Raw genomic sequence first — 24,714 nt, forward strand, 5'->3', positions numbered from 1 at the left:
TATCTAACGATATTTGAAAGTAATTTCGGGGTGTCGGCATACCTGCACAAAATTTTATCTTCCTATGTCAGCAGGTTGTCCTGAAATAGCATCCACATCATTCAATCTAGGATCTCTACCTTCTATTTTAACCATAAGCTTATATGGAACACACACGACATTTTCACCTGGTTTTGATATCCATCCCATTTTCATTCCTATTTTCCTAGGACTATTTGAATCAGAAATACGTATTTTACCTTTTTCCACCTTGATTTTATTAAAACCGGACTTACCGTATCTTACAGTAAATTCATAAGTATCCTGTACTTTATTTAAATCAATAGTTCTTATTATTTTGCCATTTTCCTTTATAACTGCTATTTTAGTTGAATCATCCAGCCGGCTTTTATACACGTAAATTCCTATTAAACTTATAACAATCAACATACTTATAATTAAAGCAATAATTTTATCTCCCTTTTTCATATTCAACTCCTTATTATTATCACCTTTTTGAGCGCCTGTATCCTGCAGCCTGTGCCTCTGCCTCTGTATTAAAATATTCTTCAGCACTAGTTCTATCATAAAAAGCTTGACCAGGAACATGATAAATTTTTTCTCCCCTTGAATTTATATTACCTTTTATCTTTCCCGATCCAGACGGTTGTATATTTTTCCGGCTGGATGAAGTTGTACTTGAATTACTTGATGTAGAACCTGAAGGAGCACTCGTTCCATCTCCTTTAGTGGTACCATTAGGATTCACAGACCACAACCCTCTGTTGTTTTCTCTGGCATCTGCACAAAACTTTCTGAAATATTCAGCATATTTTACATTCGGCTGCACAGTCATCTGTTCTGCATATCCATTATAAGCCAGTATAGCATTGAACATCTTGTTTCTGACTTCGTCTTCAGTTATCTCCCTGGGTGGTGAAATCCACACATACCTCAATAATCTTCCATATCTATCAGTGTTCCCCGCATCGCTTTCGAGATATACAGTTTGTCCATATAGTTGTGATTTTGTATAATCAGAAGCCTGTTCTCCATATTGTTCATGCTTGGTGGTGAATTCTGGGGTATTCACACCAATAAGCCTCACTTTTGCAGTTTGTCCATTTTCAAGTGTTACTCCTACAGTATCTCCATCAGTATGATGGGTTACAGTAGCTTTTTCCAATTTCACAGGAGACTGACTGTTGGGTTCAACAGATTTGGCAGCATCTTTAGTTGAACTTTGAGCCACCTGTTTATCTGTATTCAAATCCTTAGAATTTAAAGTTGAGGAATTTGAGCATCCTGCTGCCGTAATCAATAGAATTGCCGTCATAAACACTATTATAAATATATTAAACTTTTTAATTTTCATCTGCAATATCTGCCTCTCTTTTTTATTTGCTGTCACAATAACGTATTAAACACAAAAATAACAATGCCCTGAATTTCTTCAAAACACTGCTATTACTTACCTGGTAGTCCTTAGAAGAACCGAACTCCTGATTTCACTTTCCCAATATTGTAAGTGCATACGATTTTCTGCAAGTTTTGAATTATGTAAAAATGGTGTAAATTCAAATCAGGTTTACACTATTTGATACTACTTATTTTAGCACATCTTTCCCATTATAAATTAATGAAGGTAACTATTACTAAAACCAGATATCCTGATATATATAATTATATAATATTTATGCAATTCATAAAAGCCCTAAATGCAGCAGGATCATTTACCTTTTTATTAGTCGGTAACTTGCAGCATAAAATATGTACAATTATATTGGGTAAAATATAACCTTAAGTAAATACTATTAGTAATAAACTTTGTATTTAATTATTTACTGATTTTTATAGGAGGAAATTACATGGATAATAATAAAAACAGAATGAAAGATAGGCCCAAATCCAATGCTGAAAAAAGAAAAATGTATCCTAAAACCGGTGCTAAAATAGGTATTGAACATGGAGAAAAATATACCAAAACATCAAAATTATCTCATAATAAATAATAGTAGCTTAGGAATAAAATTTACTGTGTCCATGCTAAATAAACACATTATTTTACATAAAAAGTATTAAATTAATAAAAATACCATAAATGAGTATATTTTTTGCTCCGGCTATAATATAATGATAAGGTATGTAGGTGAGCAACTACAGAGAAATTGTAAATCCACAAAATCATGTTATACGAGAAAGAACCTATATGCAAACAAGTAACTTCTTCCAAAAGTTACTTGTTATTTTCTTTTTCAGGTTTATCTATATAGAAAGTAAAAATGACTCAAAGCTTTATACAAAGTCTGTCAATAACCTTTTGTTTAGATGAATTGACAACCTTAATAAATTTTTTTACAGCTGCATTTATCTCTTTTGCANATATAGAAAGTAAAAATGACTCAAAGCTTTATACAAAGTCTGTCAATAACCTTTTGTTTAGATGAATTGACAACCTTAATAAATTTTTTTACAGCTGCATTTATCTCTTTTGCAGTAGAGTAAAATGCATTATTTATAATGTCAGATTTAAGCCACTTCCATAGACCTTCAATAAGATTAAGCTGTGGACTGTATGGTGGAAGAAATACAAGCTTCAATCGAGGGGTATCCTGTAGGAATGGCTGGATGAGTTTTGCATGGTGAATACGGGAATTATCCAGGATCATTACAATCTTTCCATCAGGATATTCATGTACTATTTCTTGTAGAAATTTGAGAAATACTTTCGCATCATACTTTTCATCTTCACTGCAATATACTTGTCCAGTTTCATAATTTAATACACCTAGAAGCTTAACTCCTCTATGCTTTCCAGTAGTAGGAATAATTCTTTGTCTGCCTTTGATAAACCATGTTTTTGCTATAGCCTGATAATCCCGGATCATTGACTCATCTTCAAAAAGAATATGGTCGATAGACCCATATATCAGCTTCTTTTTAAAAGCTCAAACTGTTTCTTGAATTCTTTCTGTTTCAATTCATCAGCTTTTTTCAAAGAATATGTTGGTCGAGTGAAACTCAAATTATTCCTGTATAATACTTCAAGCATTCCTCTTTGACAGTAGGAAACACCATAAAGTTTCATTACCAGCTGCCTTATTATTGTAGTGTCCCAGTTTTTTCTTGCAGTAAAACCTTCTTCATCAGGAGTCCTGGTTGTAATTATTTTAACTAGTTCTGATTCCTGAGCATCGGTTAGATGATGGGGAGCTCCCGAGCTTTTACCCATAGCCAGGCCACTTAACCCGAACAATTTATACTTTTTAACATAAACACCTACAGTTTGAGAAGATATATTGTTCATATAGGCAATCTCATTAAGCTTGTATCCTTGAAGATAGTTAAGAATGACCATATATCTTATATGCATTCTCTTATTTGAGTTATTTTTTAGTTCCTGGTTGACTTCTTCAAAATCTGATTTTTCAGCATAATAATTTATTCTATCATGTACCCTTTCCATTCCAGTTCACCATCCTATAGTTAGAATTATTATATTTTTATAATTCCACTATTTAGTGAATCTTATTGCAGAATTTATTGGAATGATATTTATATACTTGTTACTTTCTATATATATTAACTCTAACATCTGTCAAAATTTTATCCTTTGAAATACCAGCTTTGTTTTCAAAAAACATTTTAAGTTTATCCTGCCTGTAGCAGAAAATTGAGATGATGGATAAGCTCAATACTACGGTAATTGAAAGCACTACAAAAGGAGCAACTCTATATAATATGATACATTACTGTTAAATACATTATAGCATAATATTGTTAATACTTTAAAGATACCAGATTCATATACTTTTTATATTTCAATATTAGTATGTTTTTATTAAAAGAGGCAAAATAGAAAGAGTTCTGGATTTCTCCAAAGCTCTTAAAATTTACGTTCCACTGTAGTCTTTAACAAAATATAAAAATAGAATTTTTGTAACTTTATAATTGGTTATTACATTTCCTGTTATTCTGTCATATAAGTTATTACCTGTAATAGTATAAATCATGGTATTCTTTTTATTTAGTTTACTTCTCTCCCGATTATATTTGACCCTATTAACTCTTATGGTCTCTTTAAATGCTTTAAAAGGATGCCCTGTTACAAATATATGACTTCTAACAGATAAAAAAGGAGAAGAATGAATCAAGATAAATATTCCAATAATCATCAAAATAGCTATTGTCGTAATTTCTTTTTTTAAAAATTTCATTTCAATCTCCTTTTATTTTTTAAATATTATTATAAATTAATTTTATCATATTTTATGGTAAAAATAAAAAGCTATCTTTAGCTCTTTGGCACCATAATCCTAAACTTAAATTTATCATCCAACTTATCAATCAATTTATCTCCATTTGTATCTGACATAATCACTAAACCACTGCTGTTTTTGAGTATCATCTGCAGATATTCCTAATTACACTTTCTCCATATTCACCCACATAATATTCTGTATCTTTCAATGATATTACAGGTTTATCAAATATAGAATCTGGACATTTTATTTTTAGTCCCAGCATCTCAGATCATTAATAACGATAATTAAAAATGTGTTAAATGCAAAAACAGCAATGTCTTGAAACCCTTCAAAACATTGCTATTATCTATTTGGTAGTCCCTAGGAGAATCGAACTCCTGATTTCACCGTGAGAGGGTGACGTCTTAACCGCTTGACCAAGGGACCTCATACTAATTTTTGCAATCAACAGATATAATTATATATTTTTTTATCAATTTAGTCAATGCTTTTTTTACTATAAACTGCTTGCAAATAATTTGCAAGTAGTTATATAATAATGTGGTAATGCATTTTATAGAAAAGACATATTTCCACAATTTCGGTTTTATCCACCGATTGTGCACAGCAACGAACAAATGGGAAGAGGTATAAATATGATGATTCACATAAAAGATTTGACTTTCTCATACACGGGAAGTCCGCCTTATATTTTAAATAAAATAAATTTGGACATTAAAAAAGGGGCCTATGTTTCAATTATAGGAGAAAACGGCAGTGCAAAAACCACTCTAATAAAATTAATCTTAGGGCTGCTGCATCCTCTAAAAGGCACTATACAGGTACAGACCAGGAAAATCGGATATGTCCCTCAGATAATGGAAACCTTCAACTCTCAATTTCCCATTACTGTTTCCGAATTAATCAAGTGCCATATGAAAATTTTAAAGATAAAAGATAAAGCATCTTTGGAAAGATGCTTAAATATTATCGGAATGAATGATTTTAAAAATAGTTTAATAGGAAATTTATCTGGAGGACAGCGTCAAAAAATATTCATAGCCAGAGCACTGATAGGCCATCCTGAGCTGCTAATACTTGATGAACCCTCTACCGGAGTTGATATTCCGAGTCAGAGAGAAATATATAAAATAATAAGCAATTTAAACAAAAGTTTATCCATAACAATACTATCTGTAGAGCACAACCTGGAAGCTGCCCTTGAAAATTCCAGTCAAATATGCACCATAAGTAATGGAAATGCATGCCTTTACAGTATTGAAGAATACAAAAAATCAATAGGTCATAAAAATTAAAAGCTTTTTACTGGAGGGAAACTATGTTACAATACGGTTTTATGCAAAATGCAATTATTGCAGGTATATTCATATCCATATTATGTCCTGCTGTAGGTACGTTTCTGGTTTTAAAGAGATATTCCATGATGGGAGACACCCTGTCACATTCATCTCTGGCCGGTGTGGCGATAGGGTTGGTATTCGGGTATAATCCCATATTGACTTCTTTTATATTCACCTCCGCTGCAGGATTAGTAATAGAATTTCTAAGAAATTATTATAAAAAATATGCTGAATTAATTCTGGTAATAGTCCTTACTTTTTCTGTCGGGATTGCAATTGTACTCATAAGCACAGGAAAGGCAAATGCAAATGTTAACTCCTTTTTATTTGGAAGTATACTTACAGTATCCAAAGGTGAACTCCGTGCAGTATTTCTGATGAGTATAATCTCAGTTTTAACTTTACTCCTATTGTATAACCAGCTTCTTTACATAACATTTGACGAAGAAGGTGCCAAAATATGTGGAATAAAAGTAAAACTCATAAATTACCTTTTTGCCCTTTTGGTAGGTGCTACCATTTCAATATCCATCAGAATATTAGGCATTCTCGTGATCTCATCTATGATTGCCATGCCTGTGGCCGCATCGCTTCAGCTCCACAAAGGTTTTAAACTGACATTTATATTTTCCATTATATTTGGATTCATAGATATAATGGCAGGATTAGTTTTATCCTATTATATAAATAGCGCCCCTGGGGGAACCATAGCTCTTGTCTCAGTGCTTACACTTGTAATCACATTGGCTTACAGAAAATTATTTAGAAAATAATCTCTTATAAGTATACTTTATCCTTTACATATGTTTTAAGGATTTTTTATACCTGTGATATAGCTTTCTATATTTTTATACATACTTGACCAGGACCGTCTACAAAACATAATTGTCACATCACTTCTCTTGGACTGATTCTTTATTATTCCAGATATGTTGTGGCCTATATAATCCGTCAGCACCAGAACCAAATCTGTATTCTCGGGTATCTTTATTTTTCTATCACCTTTTTTCCTTCCACTGACATGGCCTATCTTGTTGAATCCATTTTCTTTTAATTTACTCTTTATATTTCCTAACCTGTCTCCCCCGATAACCAAAATACTCATAAATAATCCTCCCTTTAAATTAAATGATATCGATTCTCATTTTCAATTTTAACTTAACTTTCCTTTTTTGTAAACACCAAAATTAAAAACCTGATGAATTTTAAAATCCATCAGGCTAAAATTTAACAGTATACAGATTAATTTTCTATTCCCTTTCTAGCTTTTACACCTTCAGTATAATAGTGCTTTATCTCTTTCATTTCAGTAACCAGATCCGCCCTCTCTATTATTTTGGGATCCGCATACCTTCCTGTCAGTATAACTTCTGTTTTTTCAGGCTTCATATCCAAAAGTCCCAATACTTCGTCTGCGGTGAAGAGCTTGTAATATACAGCTATATTTATTTCGTCCAATACCACTATATCATACGCCTCAGAACTGAGCACTTTCTTAACTTCTTCCAGACCTTCCTTGGCCACTTTGATATCCTTTTGGCTTGGTGTGTCAAATATAAAGACATCCCGTCCAAACTGCTCCAATGTAAAATTAGGCAAATACTTTCCAGCTTTTAATTCACTGTAATCCATCCCCTTCACAAACTGTCCAAAAAACACCTTCTTGCCCGCACATACCGCTCTGAGCGATAATCCCAATGCTGCTGTAGTTTTTCCCTTTCCATTTCCAGTATAAACCTGAATATATCCTTTATCCATTATAAACATCAGCTCCCCTTTCACAAGCATTTTTTATAAAATCAAAATTTTCCAATGCCTTCACCTTATATATTTTAATATTTTTCAGTTTGAGATTTTTTGAAAACTTCTCTCCAAAATCAATTTTTTCCTCATCGCCATATATTATACCCAGTGCATTCCCGCTGTGGGCTCCAATTACTCCAAGCCCTGAAGTTCTACTTTTTATATCCATTATCCTGTCTAGGAAATCATAATACAGCCTTTTTTGATTTCTCACTATGCTTTCGGTAGATACACAGGCCAATTTTCCCAAATTTTTTTCCAATACCGCTTCTTTAAGTATAGGTACCAGATCATCCACATCACTTAAATCTGGTAATTTCTTATTGTTGAATTCTACAGTATCAATGGTTCTCTGACCTTCAAAAGCAAGTATATTATAGGGCAAATAATCCCCCAGAATATATTTGTATTTTCCATGCTTGTAATCAAACAAAGTCATTTTCCTAAATATTATGCTGTCTGTAGGTTCCACCTTTACACAATTTCTTATAAGTTCCCGTTCACTGAATTTTCTGTGAAACATCTCTATAAGGGAATAATACACTGCGCACAAATCTGCAGTACTGCTGGCAAGTCCCTTTCCCCTGGGAATCTGAGAACTTATCTCCATATTTATATTTTTATAATATCTTTCATATCCCCAGCATTTCAAGATGTTTAATAGAAAATTCGAAGACTTTTTCAAATTGATCTTTTTTACAGGATTATCACATTCCGTAAGCTTGACTTTAGTATAAATATTCACAGGACAGGACAATAAAATATCCCTGCCCTTTACCTTTCCCTGAAGTATTTCACCAAAACTTCCAGGATAAATTGCCTTAACCTCCATAAGATACACCCTTCATATCCGAACTTTGATATTAATTTTTCATCGTACACGATTTTATATATTCCACCAGATCACCTACATTGTGAAAAACACGATGGTGATAATTTATTTTTTTTCTTTCCATTACAAAAGCATATATTCCGCAATCCAAACAAGCTCTTATTTTTTCAAACGTGCCGCCTTCTCTTCCGCTGTCTTTGAGAAGCATGGCTCGAGCTCTGTATTCCCTTATAAAGGCACAATTCAATTCATATCCAACAGGCCCTTTAAGTGCAATTATATCATCTACGGGTATATGTCTGTCATGAAACTCACTTAAAACTTTTACGGTGGGCAGCACCCTGTATATTATCCTGTTTTTCAAGCCCAACGACAATATTTCGTCCAAATTTCTGCTGCCTGTAGTATTTAATATAGTGCCATCTATATTCTCAAGTTTCAATTTAAGTTCCCCATAGTCTTTCACTTTCACAACTTTAATTTCATTTTTAAATTCTTCTACACAAGATGGTCTCTCATATCTTATATAATCTATATTCAGCCTATTACAGGCTTCAATTGCATTTTTGCTGATTTCCACCGCATAAGGGTGCGATGCATCCACCAATAATGTTATATTTTTTTCTTTCAACTTTTCCATAAGGTTCTCAAAATCAAGAGGTTTGCTGTTTATACAGTTATATTTATAATTTTTTAAAAGAAAAGCTCCATATTCCGTTGCGGTAGATACAAATATATCCTCTGTAAATTCATTTAAAAGTGAAAGTATTTTTTTCCCTTCGTTAGTTCCAAGAATTAATCCTATCATATTAAAATTCTCCTCAATAAACAGCCTGGATTCTAATTTTTCTTACCCATAAGAGGGTTCCCATCTATACAGTCCTCAATATGCTTTAAATATATTTCCTGATAAGCTTTGTTTTCACCTAGTCCATGTATATATGTAGTAACTTGAAATCCCTCTTCTTTAAGTATCTTTTCCCAGGAATTATTTCCATTTCCAGCCATATCGTTCAACGCATGATTCCCTGCCACCAACATAAACGGCATAAGAATTACCCTATCTATTTTATTTTCTTTCAACCTTGGTATTATATTTTCAATTACAGGATACCCCTCTACTGTACCTATAAATACGTTTTTCATTCCCATATCTTCCAATACATACTGGAACATGGCATAAGAAGCATTGCCCGGATGAGATGAACCATGACCCATAAGTACCACAGCCTCATCTCTGTCAAGCAGTGGAATTTGATTTTTAAGGGCTTTAGCTGCTGCTATATAATCATCTTTTCTATACAATACAGGTCTCCCTACTACTAATCTGTCAAAAAAATCTGCATACTTTTTCACGTCAAGTACTATTTTGTCATATTCCTCTCCCGGCATTATATGAAGCGGCTGCACATATACTTCTAAAAGTCCCTCATTCTTCATCCTAATCAATGCTTCCGGTACTGTATCTACATGAATTCCCTCTTCTCTCTTCAATTTTTTAATTATCATTCCTGAAGTAAAAGCCCTCCTCACTTCATAATCTTTAAATCTATTGCTGATTTTCTGCTCTGTACTCTCAATACAGCTTTTAAATGCCCTCAATACACTGGTCCCAAAACTGACCACCAAAATGCCTGACTTTAAAACGCTCAATTCACACACCCCTTTTAGCAATTGGCAATTTACAATGGACAATGCACAGTTGTCAATCGTCAACTGTAAATTGTAAATTGTCGATATCGCTTAACAATCCTTTAATTCATAACCCCTTGGAGTAATAAAAATGCCATCCTTCAAATAGCTGTTGCTGTTTCCCACTATTACTATGGACATCATATCCACTGCATCATCCTCAAAGGAATCGATGGTACAGATTTTAAAATTCTGTCCCTCACGGAGTGCATTTTTGACTACAGCCACCGGTGTAGAGCCCTTCCTATATTTTCTGACAATATCCATACACTCTTTCAAATAGCGGGGTCTTCCATGACTTTTAGGGTTATAAAAAGATATTACAAAATCCCCCGAAGCTGCAAGTTCAACTCTTTTTTTTATGAGTTCATAGGGTGTCATAATATCACTCAAACTTATATTGCAATTATCGTGCATAAGAGGTGCTCCTACCACAGAACCTGCAGCAGAAGAAGCTGTTATACCGGGAACAATTTCAACCTGCTCGTCTTCTCTCAATTCCAAAATAAGGCCTGCCATTCCATATATTCCGGAGTCTCCTGTACTGACTATGGAAACTATGTTGTCCCTGGAAAGTTTAAGTGCCCGTTTACACCTTTCCATTTCACCTCCCATACCTGTAGAAAAAACTTTCTTGTCTTTAACCAAATTCCTGATTATATCTATATACTTGCTGTACCCTATAATTATTTGACTGCTTTTTATTACATTTACAGCTCTTACGGTCATATTTTCAATGCTTCCCGGGCCAATTCCAACTACATAAAGCTTACCCACTTCTCTAACACATCCTTCTCTTGTCATCTTTAAATTTTCCAATACACAAAGTCATCCCGTCCGATTTTATTTTACCTGTAATAAGTACCGCCCCCGTAAGCTCTACACAAGGCTGACAAACAGCTCTCACACCCACGGATTTCTCTACAAAATCACTGCCCTCATAATTGTGTTGTACGCCTTCTATTTCTTTCATGGAAAATATTTTTACATTACATTCGAGATATTTCGCAAGTTCAATTATAGCTCTTTCCTTTGATTTAATTTCTGCAGTGGCTATACATTTTACAGATCTTCTGTCTATATTATAATTTTTTAACAGCTTCGCAATTTTATCTACCATATCCGAAGGGCTGAAGTTTTTTCTGCAGCCAATTCCAAGTACAATATCCCTTCTTATAAGTTTCAAAGCCCTTATTCCATTTATATCCAATTTATTCCTACAGGTTACATATACCACTCCCCCGACATTTTTTGAGGAAGAACTGTACCCGGCCGGAATATCCATTAAATTATCCTCATCTATAAATCCTACTTTTTTACCCTCCACTAAAAGTGATGCTATATATTTCGCATCTTTTAAACTGTCTATAACAAGACCATTGTTTTTGGCCAAAACATCCGGTGCTTCTATACCCATATTGTCTGTAGCCGTGGTTATCACCGGTGTTGCTTTTAAAATTCCCGCCAATTTCACCGCAAGTTCATTTGCCCCCCCAAGGTGACCGCTCAAAAGGCTTATGACAAATCTACCTGAACTGTCTATTACAACCACCGCCGGATCTACATCCTTGGATTTTATAAAAGGAGCTATTGCCCTTACGGCTATACCTGTGGAAGCTACAAACACAACTCCACTGTATTTTGACACAATCATTTCAGTTATACTCTTTAAATTGAAATTACAATTGTTTTTGGAATAAAGATCTAAAGATACAGATTCTGCCAGCTTTTCCGCTATTTTATCACCGGCATTTGTAACACTAATCACTCCTATTTTCATTTTTTGCCTTTCTGTACATGTGTGTAAAATTTTCATTATATAAAAAGCTCTTTTCATATTTGCAGTTAATAAAATCTCCAACCAATATCTGTGCCGTTTTCGTTATATTTTTACTTTTCACTTTTTCTGCGATGTCATCCAGGGTGCCCACTACGCATTTTTGGTCTTTCCAGGTAGCTCTTTGAACAACTGCTGCAGGCACATTCCTGCCATAACCCCTTTTCAATTTTTCAACTACTTTATCTATCATACTTACGGACAGGAACAATGCCATGGAACATCCTATGGATGCAAGTTTTTCCAGGCTTTCATTTTCAGGCACCGGTGTTCTGCCTCCTATTCTTGTAAGTATTACGCTCTGACTTACATCAGGTAAAGTAAACTCACTCTTTATAGCAGCCGCCGCTGCCGTAAAAGAGCTGACTCCCGGTATCACCTCATAGGCTACATCAAGTTTATCCAGCTCATCCATCTGTTCCTTTATAGCCCCATATATGGTAGGATCCCCTGTATGCAGTCTGACTACTCTCTTGCCCTGCTTGTAATATTCATACATGGTTTCAACAACCTCTTTTAATGTCATAGAAGCCGAATTATAGATTTTTACACCTTCCCTGCAGTAGTTCATGTGCTCTCTGCTCACAAGAGAACCTGCATATATTACCACATCTGCACTGGACAATATCTTCCTCCCTTTTACAGTTATAAGATCCACATCTCCCGGACCTGCACCTATAAAATATACTTTACTATCCATATTCATCCCTCCGCTATCTTCTATGTGCTATTATAAGCGACATATAATCCCTGTTCTCAAGTATGTCTTCCCTGTTTCTAAGTACCAGCTGTCCCTGCCTATAGGCCCTTTTTACAAAGACATACTCAAAGCCTTTCTCTTCCAGTACATCCAAGACCTTTTCCTCATTCTTATACACTTTCATTATAACCACGAATTTTTCATCTTTTATTTTATCCACCTGATCTGCAGGTAAAATCAGTACTCTCTCGTCACCTATGACAATATTTTCGGCTGCCAGGCTGGCAGCTGCGCAAAAAGACGTTATACCTGGTACGGTCTTTGTATTGTATCCCCTATCTTTCATATAATTTAAAAGGTATATATAAGTACTGTATACAAATGGATCTCCTATGGTCAAAAATGCCACATTTTTGCCTTCCTTTAATTTTGATTCTATGGTTTCAAAAGCTTCAAATATTTTTTTACTCTGATCCTTACCACCCATCGGAAAATGTTTTATTATAACTTCCTTGTTCCCGTCTATAAAATTTCTAGCCGTATCAAACGCTATACTGCTTTCCCCCTCCCTTGCAGAAGGGGCTACTATCACGTCACAGCTTCTTATAACTTTCACGGCTTTCAATGTAAGCAGTTCTTCATCTCCCGGTCCAACTCCTATTCCATAGAGAGTTCCCATGAATTTATCCTTTTTTTCCATCTGATTTTACAACCCCTTTCAATCATAATTGACCTAACAAGCCGGGATTACGGCTTAACCGCCTTAACTACAAATATACTGTTGTTTGCAGTCATCATATAACTGTCATCCCGGGTTTTATTTATAGAAACCTGTATGCACTCCACTTTACAGTTCATATTCCTGAGAACATTCAATGCCTTATATAAATTATCCAGGGTTATAAAATTCAGCACCATATTTGACTTGCTTTTCAACTTTAAACCGTATCTTTTTATTATATCCTCTATATTTCCCCCGCTGCCTCCAACAAATATGGCGTCAAATCCGGAATCTATATTCCCTTCTGCTTTGAGGGCCTCACCTTTTACAACAGTTAAATTATGTATATCGAATTTCTTCCTGTTCAATTCAATAAGCCGCAGGGCTTCTTCATCTTTTTCAATCGAAACGACATTCCCCCTGCTGCATATCTTAGCCAGCTGTATACTTATTGAGCCGGTACCGGCACCTATATCAAGCACTCTTGAATTTTCTTCTACCTCCATTTTGGAAATACTTAGTATCCTTATTTCCTCTTTTGTCATCGGACAATTCCCTCTTATGAATTCATTATCCTTTATATATATCATAAACTCTCTCCCTTTTTTTCTATTACAACTACGGAAAGTCCGGCAAATTTTTTATTTTTCATTTCCTCTACATCACCCACGGTAATCCTCTCATTTTGATAGGAAAGATTTTCCCCCACGTACACTCTGGCCGCTATTGATTTACTTTCCAAAGCTCTGCACATATAGTCCGGAGAATGTACATTATCCGTAAACCATATAGATATCTTATTTTCTCTTACCACGTTACAAAAATCTTCCTGTCTTCCATGAAGGCTTCCTAAAAAAGCTCCCTGCCAGCTCAACTTTATTTTTGCCATCATATACTGAAAAGAACTGATACCCGGGACAATCTCCATATTTCCCCGGTAATTTTTTTTTAAATACTCGGTTATGCCGTAATAGAGTGGATCTCCCGAGGCAGCTATTGATATATTCTTGTCCCCGTTGAGATCTATAACGTCCATTATACTGCTCAATTTTTTAACTACCATCTTTTCTCCGCTTATAAATTTCAAACTGTCTACAGCTCTTTGAAAGCCAACCACTATATCGGATTGCTCCATTACAGATACTGCTTTTGGAAGTATATATTTCTCATTTCCGGGTCCTATTCCAACTATAAAAACTTTTCCATCCATATTTTTCACCTACTGCTGAGTTATTTTATGCTGCTGTAAAGTACTCCTGCCTTCATGGAATACATTATCACATCGGCACTGATTGAACCATAAGTGTACTGCTCTATCTTATCCTTTATTTTTATGCCTATATTCTCATACAGTTTTTCATATCCCTTCCCAAGGAACTCCACAGCTCCTTCCGTAGTTTTCTGACTGTATACCTTCCTTACAAGTTCTGCAGGTTTACCCATAAGGGCAAGTTCAAGAGCCAGAGTCTCAAGCCTCATACCCGATACCCTGCTGTGAGTGTTAAAACATCCGGAGGCAACCTTGCTGAGTTTTCCTATATGTCCTACTACAAGCACTTTTTTTATTTTCTTATCCATACAGCAATTTAAGGCAAACCCGACATAATTGGACATTATCACCATCTTATTTCTATCCAGCTTCAATTTTGATGCCATGTCTTTACCCATACTTCCAAAGAGAAGGATCAAGTCATCATATCCCCGGGCAGATTTTTGGCTTATTTCCAGCTCAACAGACTGCATAAGGGCTTCTTCTGACATGGGCATTACAATTCCCGTAGTTCCAAGTATGGATATTCCCCCAACTATATTCAGCCTAGGGTTAAAAGTCTTCTTAGCTATTTCTTCTCCCTTTGGAACAAAAATTGTTATCTCAACACCGCATTTTCCGGGAAGCACTTCCTCTACTTCTTTTTTAATCATCTTTCTGGGGACCGGATTTATGGCATATTCTCCTTTTTTTACATAGAGGCCATCCCCTTGAACTACGCCAACTCCCCTGCCGCCCTTTAGAACATATCCATCGGGAATTTTCCTGGCCATCGCCCATATTTCTATGCCGTCCGTTGCGTCGATGTCATCTCCACCGTCTTTCAAGACACAGCATTTTACACAATCCTTTTCCATGATCCTGCTGTGAACAGGTATTAAAAGTTCAATCCCCTTGGGAGTATCTATTTTAACTTCCTTGGGTTCACTGCCGAAATACAGCATTGTTACCGCCGCTTTTGCAGCTGCAGCTGCACAGGAACCCGTGGTATATCCGCATCTTAATTTTTTCCCATCATGATTTACATACATATCCAGCACGTTTTATCACCTCAAAGCATTATCTGGTTATCATATACATAAGTGAATTGACTATTGCCGCTGCTATATTGCTTCCACCTTTTCTCCCTCTTATAGTTATCATGGGAATATCAAGTTTTTCTATTTCCCTCTTGGATTCTTCGGCCCCCACAAAACCCACCGGGGCTCCAACTATAAATTCAGGATCTGCCTTCTTTTCAATCGTAAGTTCCTTCAATCTAAAAAGAGCAGTAGGAGCATTTCCAAACACAAAAAATCTTACCCCCTCTTCAGCAGCTTTTTCCACTGCTGCCATGGAACGAGTTATTCCGCTGCCCTTAGCCATACGTGCTATTTCAGCCCTGTTTACAAAACATTCAACCCTGCAATCAAGCTTTTTCAGTGCCTTTTTGTTTATACCGGCTGCTGCCATATTCGTATCTGTGTAAATAGTTACTCCATTTCCCAAAAGCTGAAGTGCAGCATCTATAGCCCCCTGTCTTATGTATATTATGTCCTTATACTGTGGATCCCCTGTAGTATGTATCACTCTTTTCACTACAGAAAGTTCCCTATCTGAAAAACTATGTTTCCCAATTTCCCTCTCTATTATTTCAAAACTTCTTTTTTCTATATACATAGGTGATTTTATATAATCCATAACATCATTTACCCTTTCTGATATCTACAAGAACCGTACCGTCTATATTGGCCTCATCAAAGCTTCCCATATTGTCCATCACGTAAAGAGCTGCTTCTATTATTTCAAATGCCATGGGACATCCCGAGCCCTCTCCAAGCCTCATTCCCAAATTGAGCATGGGATTCAGGCCCAATTCTTTCATTACATATTTAATAGCAGGTTCTGCCGAAAGATGAGAAGCAAAAATATAATCCACTACCTTCCTGTTCAACCTGAAAGCACAGAGGGCAGCCACTGCAGATATAAAGCCATCGATCACAATGGGCATTCTGTTTTTGGCAGCTCCTAGAAAGCAGCCGCATATCCCTGCTATATCAAATCCTCCAACTTTTGACAAAGTATCGATTGGATCATTGGAGTCCGGTTCATTTACAGCAATAGCACGCCGTACTGCTTCTTTCTTGGCATCAAACTGGCTGTCCGTAATTCCTGAACCCTTTCCAACAGTCATATCTACGGGCAGATTTTTAAGTACACTTAAAACTGCAGAGCTGGTAGCTGTATTGCATACTCCCATTTCGCCCGTACCAAACATATCATATCCTTTTTTAACAAGTCCATCCACTATCTCAATTCCAGCTTCAATGGCCTTCACACATTCTTCCTTTGTCATAGCCGGTTCTCTAGTCATATCTTTAGTTCCATAAGCTACCTTTTTGTCTATGATTCCGGGATCCTTAAAATCATAATCCACACCAACATCAACTACAGTTCTATCCGCCTTAAAAAAATCTCCAAGCACGCATACACCTGTTATGCCTCTTACAAAATTTTTAGTAACAGTCACCGTAAGATCTTTAGGACAGCTGCTCAAGCTCTTATTCCAGATTCCATTGTCCGAGCACATTATAACTATATTTTTCTTGTGAATTTTGTTATGCGTTTTCCCCGTTATCCCGGCCATCTTGGCTATTATATTTTCAAGCTCTCCAAGACTTCCTATAGGTTTTGAAAGATTATCTATAGATTTCCAGGCCCTTTTTACAGCTTCCTCATTTTTACCTTCTATAGCCTTTAAGGTCTGTTTCAATAACTCCATCAATATACTTCCTCTCTTCTAATTTTCCCAGTAATTTCTTTAATCATATTTAAATTTCCAAAGAAGTGAACATGGGCGTAAGCTCCCAACGTGTTCTTATTTATATATCCGCAGTTCCACCGTTTTACCATGCCATTATATGTATCCTTGGTAACTGTATAGATTTTCTTTTCATCTGATTCAATATGGGATTTATGAAACTCATGGCAATTTATTTTCAACCCCAGAGGCAAAATATTGTTCTTCTCAGTTACCTCAATTTGAGCATATCCGAAGTTCTGGAGTTTTGAAGTCATATAGGCTTTCCCATTAAAAAATCCCACTGTATTGAAAATACGTCCGCTGTCCATTCCCTGGATACCTTCCATCAAGTACATGAGCCCTCCGCATTCGGCATAACAATTGAGTCCTGAGCTCAAACTTTTATTTATGCTGTTTAACATGGATTTATTGCGGCTCAGTTCTTTTATAAAGACTTCCGGGTAACCACCCCCAATATACAAAAAATTTATATCTTCAGGCAGACATTTATCTTTTAGAGGACTGAAGAATACAACTTCCCCGCATTCCTCAAGAAGCTCTATATTTTCCCTATAGTAAAAACTAAAAGCTTTGTCACAGGCCACTGCCGTCTTTATTCCCCTGTCCTCAAGGTGGTATTCATCTTCAAAATCAGGACTTTCCTTAAAAAACTTCAACAGCATATTCATATCTATATTTTTCAAAACAAGTTCACTGCACAATTCTATCTTTTCATTTAAATCTTCAACTTCCCTGCTTTGAATCAGCCCCAAATGCCTGCTTTCCAATGAAAGTCTCTCATCTTTCGGTATATATCCAAATACCTTTAAATTGCAATTTTTTTCTACCGCAGCCTTCAAAAGCCTATAATAGCCTTCACTTATATTATTAAAAATAACCCCGCACACGTCTACGTTTTCAAAATCAACTATCCCATTTATTTCAGCACATAGTGTAGTGCTTTGAGGCTTAGGGCTTATGATCAAAACTACCGGAAGATTCAAGATTTCGGCCACGTGTGCTGTTGAATATCTGCTGTCTATCCCCTTGCCGTCATAAAGTCCCATAACTCCCTCAACTATACCCAGATCTCCGCTGCCTCTGCCAAAAGATGCCTTTACTCCATCTTCACCCATAAGATAAATGTCAAGATTTCTGGAATCCACACCAGTTATACTTTTATGAAACGCAGGATCTATATAATCGGGACCTACTTTATACCCCTGGACACTGTATCCGCTCTTTATAAGAGCCTTCATAATACCCAGGGTTATTGTAGTTTTCCCACCTCCACTGCTATCTGAAGATATAATAATACTTTTCAAAGCAACCTCTACCTTTCTAGTTTCCCTCTTCTTTTATCCACCTGCATATGTCTATGGCATAATAGGTAATTATCAAACCTGCCCCGGCCCTCTTCATACATGTGAGCATCTCTTTCACTATGGCCTTCTCATCTATAAGACCTGCTTTAGCCGCCGACTTCACCATAGCAAATTCTCCGCTTACATTGTACGTTGCTATAGGTACATCGAACCTGTCTCTGGCTGCTCTAACCACATCCAGATAAGCCATAGCCGGCTTTACCATTACTATGTCCGCACCTTCTTTTATATCGTCTTCTATTTCAAGCATTGCCTCCCTTACATTGCCGGGATCCATCTGGTATCCCTTTCTATTTCCAAACTTAGGTGCTGAATCTGCAGCATCTCTAAAAGGTCCATAAAATGCCGAACAGTATTTGGCACTGTAGGCCATTATACCTACATTTTTAAAGCTATTTTCATCTAGCGTATTTCTGATAGCCTGGACTCTTCCATCCATCATATCTGAAGGTGCTACCATGTCAGCTCCTGCTTCAGCATGCGACAAAGCTATTTTTGCAATGTATTTAATAGTTTCATCGTTATCCACTTCATGATCATGAACTATCCCACAGTGTCCATGGCTGGTGTATTCACACATACACACATCGGTAATTACAAAAAGTTCTGGGTCCAATTCCTTAAGCTTTCTAACGGCCCTTTGAACTATTCCATTTTTCTCAAAAGCCGAAGTCCCAACTTCATCTTTATATCCTGGAATTCCAAACAAAATTACACTCTTTACTCCTGCATCCTTAAGTTCATCTACGACGTCGTGGAGTCTGTCTATGGAATAGTGATAGTTGTTTTCCAGAGAAGATATCTCCTCTTTAACATTTTCCCCTTCTACTACAAATACCGGATAGATAAAATCTTTCCTGTTAAGAGTTGTCTCTCTTACCATATCCCTTATAACTTGATTTTTTCTAAGTCTTCTGTGTCTTGTAAACATTCTTCATTACTACCTTTCCTCATTATATTAAAATTAATTTTTTAATCGCGGGCTGCACACTTTGAACTGTTCATTGTATGGACAATAGTATCTATTACGCCTTCTGTAGTATATTCCCGGGACATATGATAACATATGCCGTGTTTTTCCAACTCTTTACCTGTTATAGGGCCTATGGAAACCACCTCTTTTTGTTTTATAGCCTCGGTTCCCACAAGATGTATCATATTTCTAACTGTAGTGGGACTGGTAAAAATCACTATATCCACGCCGTCAAAACATTTTTTATCGGGCAGTTCTCCCATTTCAGTCTCATAAGTATAACACTCATCTACAATACATCCCTCCCCGCGCAGGGCTTCTGCCAGATAGGGTCTTGAATTTTTAGATCTGGGAATAAATATTTTATCTCCTTTTTTCACAAATTTTTTCATTTTATCATGCAGACTTTCAGCTACAAATTTGTCTGCTACCATTTCCGGTATAATCCCTCTCTGTTTTATAGCTTTTTCTGTGGCAGGTCCTATAGCTGTAAATTTTCCTTTTATTTTCCTGATATCATAATTTTCACTCAAAAGCCTGTCAAAGAAACTATTCACTCCATTTACACTCGTAAAGACAATATAGTCGTAATTCTGAAGCTTGTGCATATATTTTTTAATATTCTCTGAAGTATATTTTATTTTAATAGAATGTATTTCAGTAACTTCCGCTCCCAAATCCAGCAGTTTCTGCCGCATTCCTTTGGACTGAGCTTTTGATCTGGTAATACAGATGTTTTTACCAAAAAGGGGCTTTTTCTCATACCAATTCAACTTGTCACTGAACTCAACCACTTCGCCTATTACTATAATACAGGGAGAATTCAACGAGGCTGCATTTACTTTTTGACATATGTCTTCAAGCTTGCCTGCAACTTTTTTCTGCCGTGCAGTAGTTCCCCTCATAACTACCGCACAGGGCGCATTTTTATTCATTCCATTTTCTATTAAATTATTACATATTGTGCTCAGATTTTCAAAACCCATTAAAAAAATCAAGGTACCGCCTATCTTGGCTGCGGCACTCCAATTTATATCCAATTTGTCCGCAGTTTTTCCTGTAAATACATGAAAACTTCTGGCTATTTTTCTGTGTGTAACAGGTATGCCTGCATAATTCAGCACAGAAATAGGTGATGTAATCCCTGGTACAACTTCAAATTCAATTCCCTCTTTCAAAAGGGCAAAAGCTTCTTCCCCGCCTCTTCCAAATATGTAGGGATCCCCTCCCTTTATTCTTCCGACTATATAACCTTCTTTTGCCAGTCTAACAAGCATGTTATTTATTTCATTCTGGCTCTTGTAATGACATCCCGGTTCTTTCCCGCAGTAATATACTTTACAGTGCTCATTTAGATATTTTAAAGCTCCCGTACCTGCCAGTCTGTCATACATCACGGCAGTACATTCACTGAGTTTTCTTGCAGCTTTTAATGTTATGAGCTCTTCATCGCCGGGACCTACTCCTATAAGATAAACTTTACCCATATGCAACCTCCTCTAAGGATTAATTATATCTTCAGCAAGTTTTTTACCTAAAAGAATATAATTTTTCCTGTCACCTGTTATATCTTTTTTAATCAATTTATCTCCTACCATGAATATTCCCATGATATTTATAAGATCACCATCTATTTCGGCATAGGCACCTATAGTGGAACGGCAATCTCCATTTAATCTCCGCATAAAACTTCTCTCAGCTTCCACACAAATTCTTGTATTTTCGTCATTTAATTTCATAAAAAGATCTCTGTGTCCGCTCTCTTTTCTTATTTCAATTCCCAGGGCCCCCTGTCCAATAGCAGGTACCAATTTCCCTACCGGAAAATAATCTGTAATTAAATTTTCAAGTTTTAGCCTTTTGATGCCCGCCGCAGCTAAAACTATACCCTGTAAATTTCGTTCCCTCATCTTTTTTATTCTGGTCTGTATATTTCCCCTTATAGAAACCACTTCTAAATCAGGTCTTAATGTTTTTATCTGGGCAGCTCTTCTGTTACTGCTTGTACCAATTCTTGAACCGCGGGGCAGCTCTTCAAAATGAACATTATCCACAGAAACAAATGCATCCCTTACATCTTCTCTTTCCAATACAGCTGCTATCTCAAATTCATCCGGAACATCAAAAGGTACATCTTTCATGCTGTGAACCGCAGCATCGGCCTCATCTTTTAAAAGAGCAAGTTCGATTTCCTTCAGGAAAAGTCCCTTTCCGCCTATTTTGTCTAAAGACACGTCAAGCCTTTTATCCCCGGTAGTTTCTATAAGCACTTTCTGACATTCGACGCCAAAGTTTTTTTCCAGTATGTCCATAACTATTTCAGTCTGGAGCTGTGCCAATTTACTTTTTCGGGTTGCAATCTTAAACTTCAAATAACATCACCATCCTGCAGCAAAATAATTTGCCATTCTATCCAAAAAACATTTTTATAATCTCAGAAGATTTTCCTTCTTTATAAAAAAAATAGAAATCCTCAGTACAGACAAATCTCATAATTTTTTTCCTAATATCTTCATTCTCTATACTATTCCTCATTTTAGAAGTAAATTTTACAAAATCATCATAGTTTCTTAAGTACCCCACTGCTTTCTCTGCAATAAAAACCGAAGTAATAGGGGAAATTCCTACATTTCTAGTATTGATTCCCAGTGAAATATTTTCTGTATTCCTCTGGCAGGGAACAATACAATTTCCTCTTTGAGGTTCAGAGGCATCCAGATAAATTTTACACAGTTGGCTGCAGTGCCTTCCTATAACCCCGTTTAGCTTTTTATCGCCGGTGGCAATTACTACAATATGTGCATCCTCTATATACTTTCTCTGATACTTTCCCTTTATCATATCGATATTGTCCTTTATGCCGTCAAATTCTCCGATAAATTCCGGTGAAAGGACACACACCCGGCATCCTTTTAATGCAAACGTCCTGGATTTTATATAAGCCGCCCTTCCTCCTCCTATTACCACTACCTTTATCTTTGACGGCAGAAGTGCAAGAAAAGCACTTGAATAATTCTCAAATGGTCTTTCATTCAATCTCAATATCCCCCTAAGCTATATATTTCCCAGCACACTCAGCAATCTCTGATTTCTGCTTCTGTCTTTTATGGCCAGCCTTATAAACCTATCATCCAATTTTCTGAAATTGCTGCATTTCCTTATAAGTATACCTGCATTTAAACACTTTCTATACAGCTTTTCACAACTCATATCTCCCAGTTTGCAAAGTACAAAATTACTGTAAGTATCATATGTCTTTTCTACAACGGGAATTGCCTTTAAACTCTCCAGCATAAATTTTCTTTCCATTTCAATCCACTTCAAAGAATTATCCATATAGCATTCATCCTGAAGAACATATTCAGCCGCTGTCTCTGCAAAACAATTTATATTCCACGGATTTTGCTTGGTCCTTATTTTATCCATTAATTTTACATCTTTGCAAACACCGTAGCCAAATCTTATTCCGGGCAGTGCAAAAAACTTTGTAAGAGCCCTTACAATAAAAATACATCTGAACTGTTTCATCTCTCTTAAAAAGCTGCAGCCTATCTTACCTGTAAATTCAACAAATGCCTCGTCTATAATTATCGTCTTATGATTTTTATTGCAAAAATTCACAATCTCATAAAATTTGTCCTTATCTATTATACCTCCATTTGGATTATTGGGGTTTCCCAAAATCAAAGCATCTGCATTTTTAATTTTCAGTTTAATATCTTCATAATCATAATCCATGTTATCAGTCAAGCTGGAATAACTTACACTACAGCCCCATTTTAGTGCATCTTTCTCATACTCTATAAAAGAAGGTACTACTATGCAGACACTATTAAAGCAGCTTATAACCAGATCTATTATTTCAGAAGCCCCATTTCCAAGTACGATGTCACTGTCATCCAGGCTCAATTCTCCATTGCACTTGTTATTTCCAAAATAGTTCTCTGAAAAATCCAAATATTTCCTTATGATATATTTTACTTTTCTATATTCAACATCCGGATATCTTTCTACATTTTTCAGTGCTTCATCTACATTTTTTTTGAAACTGGAGGGTACTCCCAGAGGATTTATATTAGAGCTAAAATCCAGAAGTTCTCTTCCCTTTAAAATACCCTCTGTATATACATCTCCGCCATGCTCCATTATACACACGTCCCAACTCTTATTTTTATTTAAACGGCCTGGATCACCAGTGCCATTAAAATCATCATGAGTACTTCTGTAAAATACATAAGATCTATACAATACTTTATATGCTCAAAATTCAATTCAACAAGCTTATCTCCTATGGTTGGCTTATACACTTCCTCGCCAAAATAAATGTTAGTGCCGCCGAGCTGTACTCCGAGAGCTCCTGCTGCTGCAGATTCGGGATATGCACAGTTGGGGCTTTTATGGTTTCTCCTGTCCCTTATCATTATCTTAAAGGTTTTTACTGGATTCCCCCTTACTGTAAAGGACATTATGCACATAAGCACCCCTGTGATTCTAGCAGGTACAAAATTAAATACATCATCTATTTTAGCCGGGAAAAATCCTATGTATCTATACCTCTCATTCATATATCCAAGCATTGAGTCCATAGTATTTATGCCCTTGTAGAGCATAGCAAGAGGTGCCCCAAATACAGCCGCATATATAAGTGGTGCTATGACTCCGTCGGATGTATTTTCAGCTACCGTTTCCACATCTGCCCTTATTATATCTCCGCTGCTTAAATTAGAAGTATCCCTGCCAACTATGTAAGAGAGCTTCAGCCTCGCTTTCTCAATATTTTTTTCTTTTAAAGCAAAATAAACTTTTTTGGCTTCCACCGACAGGCATTTAGCAGAAATAGTCGTACAGATAATGAATGTATTCACCAAATTATATAAAATCAGGTGTCTTCTCAAAATCACAAGTAATACAAACGGTGCAATAAAACTTACAGCTCCTACTGTTAAAACTATCAACCCTCCAAAAGCTTTTAAACTGCCATTTGTTTTACAAATTTTTCTTCCTTTCTTTTCTAAGCAGGATATAAGTTTTCCTATATATATGACAGGATGCGGGAACCAACCCGGGTCTCCAAATATCCAGTCCAGTACAACTGCTGCAAGGAGATCTATAATATTTATATATACAAGGGAAAA

The 24,714-nt window shown here is 36.1% G+C and carries 28 protein-coding genes and 1 tRNA gene; 3 read left to right on the plus strand and 26 right to left on the minus strand.

Features of this window, described 5'->3' with window-relative positions; genetic code table 11:
- Positions 1-54: 54 nt before the first annotated feature.
- Both AB8S09_RS08365 and AB8S09_RS08370 read right to left on the minus strand, forming a co-directional pair.
- The gene (locus tag AB8S09_RS08365; RefSeq protein WP_294180884.1) at positions 55-567 is read right to left on the minus strand and encodes a NusG domain II-containing protein; all 513 of its coding nucleotides are present in this window, start codon (positions 565-567) and stop codon (positions 55-57) included.
- Entirely contained in the window at positions 488-1,354 is an 867-nt protein-coding gene (locus tag AB8S09_RS08370; RefSeq protein ID WP_369868914.1) for a thermonuclease family protein, read from the minus strand. Before AB8S09_RS08370 ends, AB8S09_RS08365 begins: the two co-directional genes overlap by 80 nt.
- A gap of 493 nt (positions 1,355-1,847) precedes the next feature.
- Between AB8S09_RS08370 and AB8S09_RS08375 the strand changes: the two genes are divergently transcribed.
- The gene (locus AB8S09_RS08375; RefSeq protein ID WP_294180888.1) at positions 1,848-1,991 is read left to right on the plus strand and encodes a hypothetical protein; all 144 of its coding nucleotides are present in this window, start codon (positions 1,848-1,850) and stop codon (positions 1,989-1,991) included.
- A gap of 390 nt (positions 1,992-2,381) precedes the next feature.
- Here the strand turns inward: AB8S09_RS08375 and AB8S09_RS08380 are convergent.
- The 3 genes from AB8S09_RS08380 to AB8S09_RS08390 form a co-directional block, all read right to left on the minus strand.
- Positions 2,382-3,445 (minus strand): IS630 family transposase gene (locus AB8S09_RS08380; RefSeq protein WP_369868915.1). Its coding sequence is split into 2 segments (ribosomal slippage): positions 2,382-2,918 and positions 2,921-3,445, totalling 1,062 coding nucleotides; the frame shifts between segments, so codons are not numbered across the junction.
- A gap of 427 nt (positions 3,446-3,872) precedes the next feature.
- On the minus strand, positions 3,873-4,196 hold the full coding sequence (locus AB8S09_RS08385; RefSeq protein ID WP_294180891.1) for a YjcN family protein: 324 nt from the start codon (positions 4,194-4,196) through the stop codon (positions 3,873-3,875).
- A gap of 399 nt (positions 4,197-4,595) precedes the next feature.
- A tRNA-Glu gene (locus AB8S09_RS08390) sits at positions 4,596-4,670 on the minus strand.
- 212 nt (positions 4,671-4,882) lie between these two features.
- On the opposite strand from AB8S09_RS08390, the gene AB8S09_RS08395 reads away from it, so the two are divergent.
- Positions 4,883-5,539 carry a metal ABC transporter ATP-binding protein gene (locus AB8S09_RS08395; protein WP_294180964.1) on the plus strand — a complete coding sequence of 219 codons (657 nt, stop codon included), beginning with the start codon at positions 4,883-4,885 and terminating at the stop codon, positions 5,537-5,539.
- A 23-nt stretch (positions 5,540-5,562) separates the two neighbouring features.
- Positions 5,563-6,357, plus strand: coding sequence for a metal ABC transporter permease (locus AB8S09_RS08400; RefSeq protein ID WP_294180892.1), 795 nt, complete (start codon positions 5,563-5,565; stop codon positions 6,355-6,357).
- Between the two features lie 35 nt (positions 6,358-6,392).
- Here AB8S09_RS08400 and AB8S09_RS08405 read toward each other — a convergent pair whose 3' ends face one another.
- From AB8S09_RS08405 to cbiB, 21 genes are all read right to left on the minus strand, one after another.
- The gene (locus AB8S09_RS08405) at positions 6,393-6,689 is read right to left on the minus strand and encodes a DUF2325 domain-containing protein (RefSeq protein WP_294180894.1); all 297 of its coding nucleotides are present in this window, start codon (positions 6,687-6,689) and stop codon (positions 6,393-6,395) included.
- A 137-nt stretch (positions 6,690-6,826) separates the two neighbouring features.
- Positions 6,827-7,342 carry a cob(I)yrinic acid a,c-diamide adenosyltransferase gene (cobO, locus tag AB8S09_RS08410; RefSeq protein ID WP_294180896.1) on the minus strand — a complete coding sequence of 172 codons (516 nt, stop codon included), beginning with the start codon at positions 7,340-7,342 and terminating at the stop codon, positions 6,827-6,829.
- A complete protein-coding gene (locus AB8S09_RS08415; RefSeq protein WP_294180898.1) occupies positions 7,335-8,219 on the minus strand; it encodes a GHMP family kinase ATP-binding protein in 885 nt (294 codons plus the stop codon). The genes cobO and AB8S09_RS08415 overlap by 8 nt, the downstream gene beginning before the upstream one ends.
- A 31-nt stretch (positions 8,220-8,250) precedes the next feature.
- Positions 8,251-9,027 carry a cobalt-precorrin-6A reductase gene (locus tag AB8S09_RS08420; protein ID WP_294180900.1) on the minus strand — a complete coding sequence of 259 codons (777 nt, stop codon included), beginning with the start codon at positions 9,025-9,027 and terminating at the stop codon, positions 8,251-8,253.
- A 32-nt stretch (positions 9,028-9,059) separates the two neighbouring features.
- Positions 9,060-9,872 (minus strand): sirohydrochlorin cobaltochelatase, encoded by an 813-nt coding sequence (locus tag AB8S09_RS08425; RefSeq protein WP_294180902.1) that lies wholly within the window; start codon positions 9,870-9,872, stop codon positions 9,060-9,062.
- Positions 9,873-9,962: 90 nt separating this feature from the next.
- The gene (cobJ, locus tag AB8S09_RS08430) at positions 9,963-10,688 is read right to left on the minus strand and encodes a precorrin-3B C(17)-methyltransferase (protein ID WP_369868956.1); all 726 of its coding nucleotides are present in this window, start codon (positions 10,686-10,688) and stop codon (positions 9,963-9,965) included.
- Positions 10,689-10,692: 4 nt separating this feature from the next.
- Positions 10,693-11,691, minus strand: coding sequence for a cobalt-precorrin 5A hydrolase (gene cbiG / locus AB8S09_RS08435; protein ID WP_294180904.1), 999 nt, complete (start codon positions 11,689-11,691; stop codon positions 10,693-10,695).
- Entirely contained in the window at positions 11,672-12,448 is a 777-nt protein-coding gene (cobM, locus tag AB8S09_RS08440) for a precorrin-4 C(11)-methyltransferase (protein WP_294180906.1), read from the minus strand. The genes cbiG and cobM overlap by 20 nt, the downstream gene beginning before the upstream one ends.
- A 13-nt stretch (positions 12,449-12,461) precedes the next feature.
- On the minus strand, positions 12,462-13,127 hold the full coding sequence (locus AB8S09_RS08445) for a cobalt-factor II C(20)-methyltransferase (protein ID WP_294180967.1): 666 nt from the start codon (positions 13,125-13,127) through the stop codon (positions 12,462-12,464).
- 68 nt (positions 13,128-13,195) lie between these two features.
- Positions 13,196-13,759 carry a precorrin-6Y C5,15-methyltransferase (decarboxylating) subunit CbiT gene (gene cbiT, locus AB8S09_RS08450; RefSeq protein ID WP_294180908.1) on the minus strand — a complete coding sequence of 188 codons (564 nt, stop codon included), beginning with the start codon at positions 13,757-13,759 and terminating at the stop codon, positions 13,196-13,198.
- Complete coding sequence (cbiE, locus tag AB8S09_RS08455) at positions 13,756-14,379, minus strand: precorrin-6y C5,15-methyltransferase (decarboxylating) subunit CbiE (RefSeq protein ID WP_294180910.1); 624 nt, start codon at positions 14,377-14,379, stop codon at positions 13,756-13,758. The genes cbiT and cbiE overlap by 4 nt, the downstream gene beginning before the upstream one ends.
- A gap of 20 nt (positions 14,380-14,399) precedes the next feature.
- Positions 14,400-15,479, minus strand: coding sequence for a cobalt-precorrin-5B (C(1))-methyltransferase CbiD (cbiD, locus tag AB8S09_RS08460; protein WP_294180912.1), 1,080 nt, complete (start codon positions 15,477-15,479; stop codon positions 14,400-14,402).
- Positions 15,480-15,498: 19 nt separating this feature from the next.
- The gene (locus AB8S09_RS08465; protein WP_294180914.1) at positions 15,499-16,119 is read right to left on the minus strand and encodes a precorrin-8X methylmutase; all 621 of its coding nucleotides are present in this window, start codon (positions 16,117-16,119) and stop codon (positions 15,499-15,501) included.
- A gap of 4 nt (positions 16,120-16,123) precedes the next feature.
- Complete coding sequence (gene cobT / locus AB8S09_RS08470) at positions 16,124-17,200, minus strand: nicotinate-nucleotide--dimethylbenzimidazole phosphoribosyltransferase (RefSeq protein WP_294180915.1); 1,077 nt, start codon at positions 17,198-17,200, stop codon at positions 16,124-16,126.
- The gene (locus AB8S09_RS08475; RefSeq protein WP_369868916.1) at positions 17,200-18,546 is read right to left on the minus strand and encodes a cobyrinic acid a,c-diamide synthase CobB; all 1,347 of its coding nucleotides are present in this window, start codon (positions 18,544-18,546) and stop codon (positions 17,200-17,202) included. Before AB8S09_RS08475 ends, cobT begins: the two co-directional genes overlap by 1 nt.
- Positions 18,547-18,562: 16 nt before the next feature.
- A complete protein-coding gene (hemB, locus tag AB8S09_RS08480) occupies positions 18,563-19,537 on the minus strand; it encodes a porphobilinogen synthase (protein WP_369868917.1) in 975 nt (324 codons plus the stop codon).
- Positions 19,538-19,578: 41 nt separating this feature from the next.
- Positions 19,579-21,066, minus strand: a complete 1,488-nt coding sequence (cobA, locus tag AB8S09_RS08485; protein WP_369868918.1) for a uroporphyrinogen-III C-methyltransferase — start codon at positions 21,064-21,066, stop codon at positions 19,579-19,581.
- Between the two features lie 12 nt (positions 21,067-21,078).
- Complete coding sequence (hemC, locus tag AB8S09_RS08490) at positions 21,079-21,951, minus strand: hydroxymethylbilane synthase (RefSeq protein ID WP_294180922.1); 873 nt, start codon at positions 21,949-21,951, stop codon at positions 21,079-21,081.
- Positions 21,952-21,988: 37 nt separating this feature from the next.
- On the minus strand, positions 21,989-22,615 hold the full coding sequence (locus AB8S09_RS08495) for an NAD(P)-dependent oxidoreductase (protein WP_369868919.1): 627 nt from the start codon (positions 22,613-22,615) through the stop codon (positions 21,989-21,991).
- 18 nt (positions 22,616-22,633) lie between these two features.
- The gene (locus AB8S09_RS08500; RefSeq protein ID WP_369868957.1) at positions 22,634-23,725 is read right to left on the minus strand and encodes a pyridoxal phosphate-dependent aminotransferase; all 1,092 of its coding nucleotides are present in this window, start codon (positions 23,723-23,725) and stop codon (positions 22,634-22,636) included.
- A 29-nt stretch (positions 23,726-23,754) separates the two neighbouring features.
- Positions 23,755-24,693, minus strand: a complete 939-nt coding sequence (gene cbiB, locus AB8S09_RS08505) for an adenosylcobinamide-phosphate synthase CbiB (RefSeq protein WP_369868958.1) — start codon at positions 24,691-24,693, stop codon at positions 23,755-23,757.
- Positions 24,694-24,714 lie beyond the last annotated feature (21 nt).

Source organism: Clostridium lapidicellarium (genome assembly GCF_041224415.1).
In the GTDB taxonomy this organism is placed as follows: Bacteria; Bacillota; Clostridia; order Clostridiales; family Clostridiaceae; genus Clostridium_B; species Clostridium_B lapidicellarium.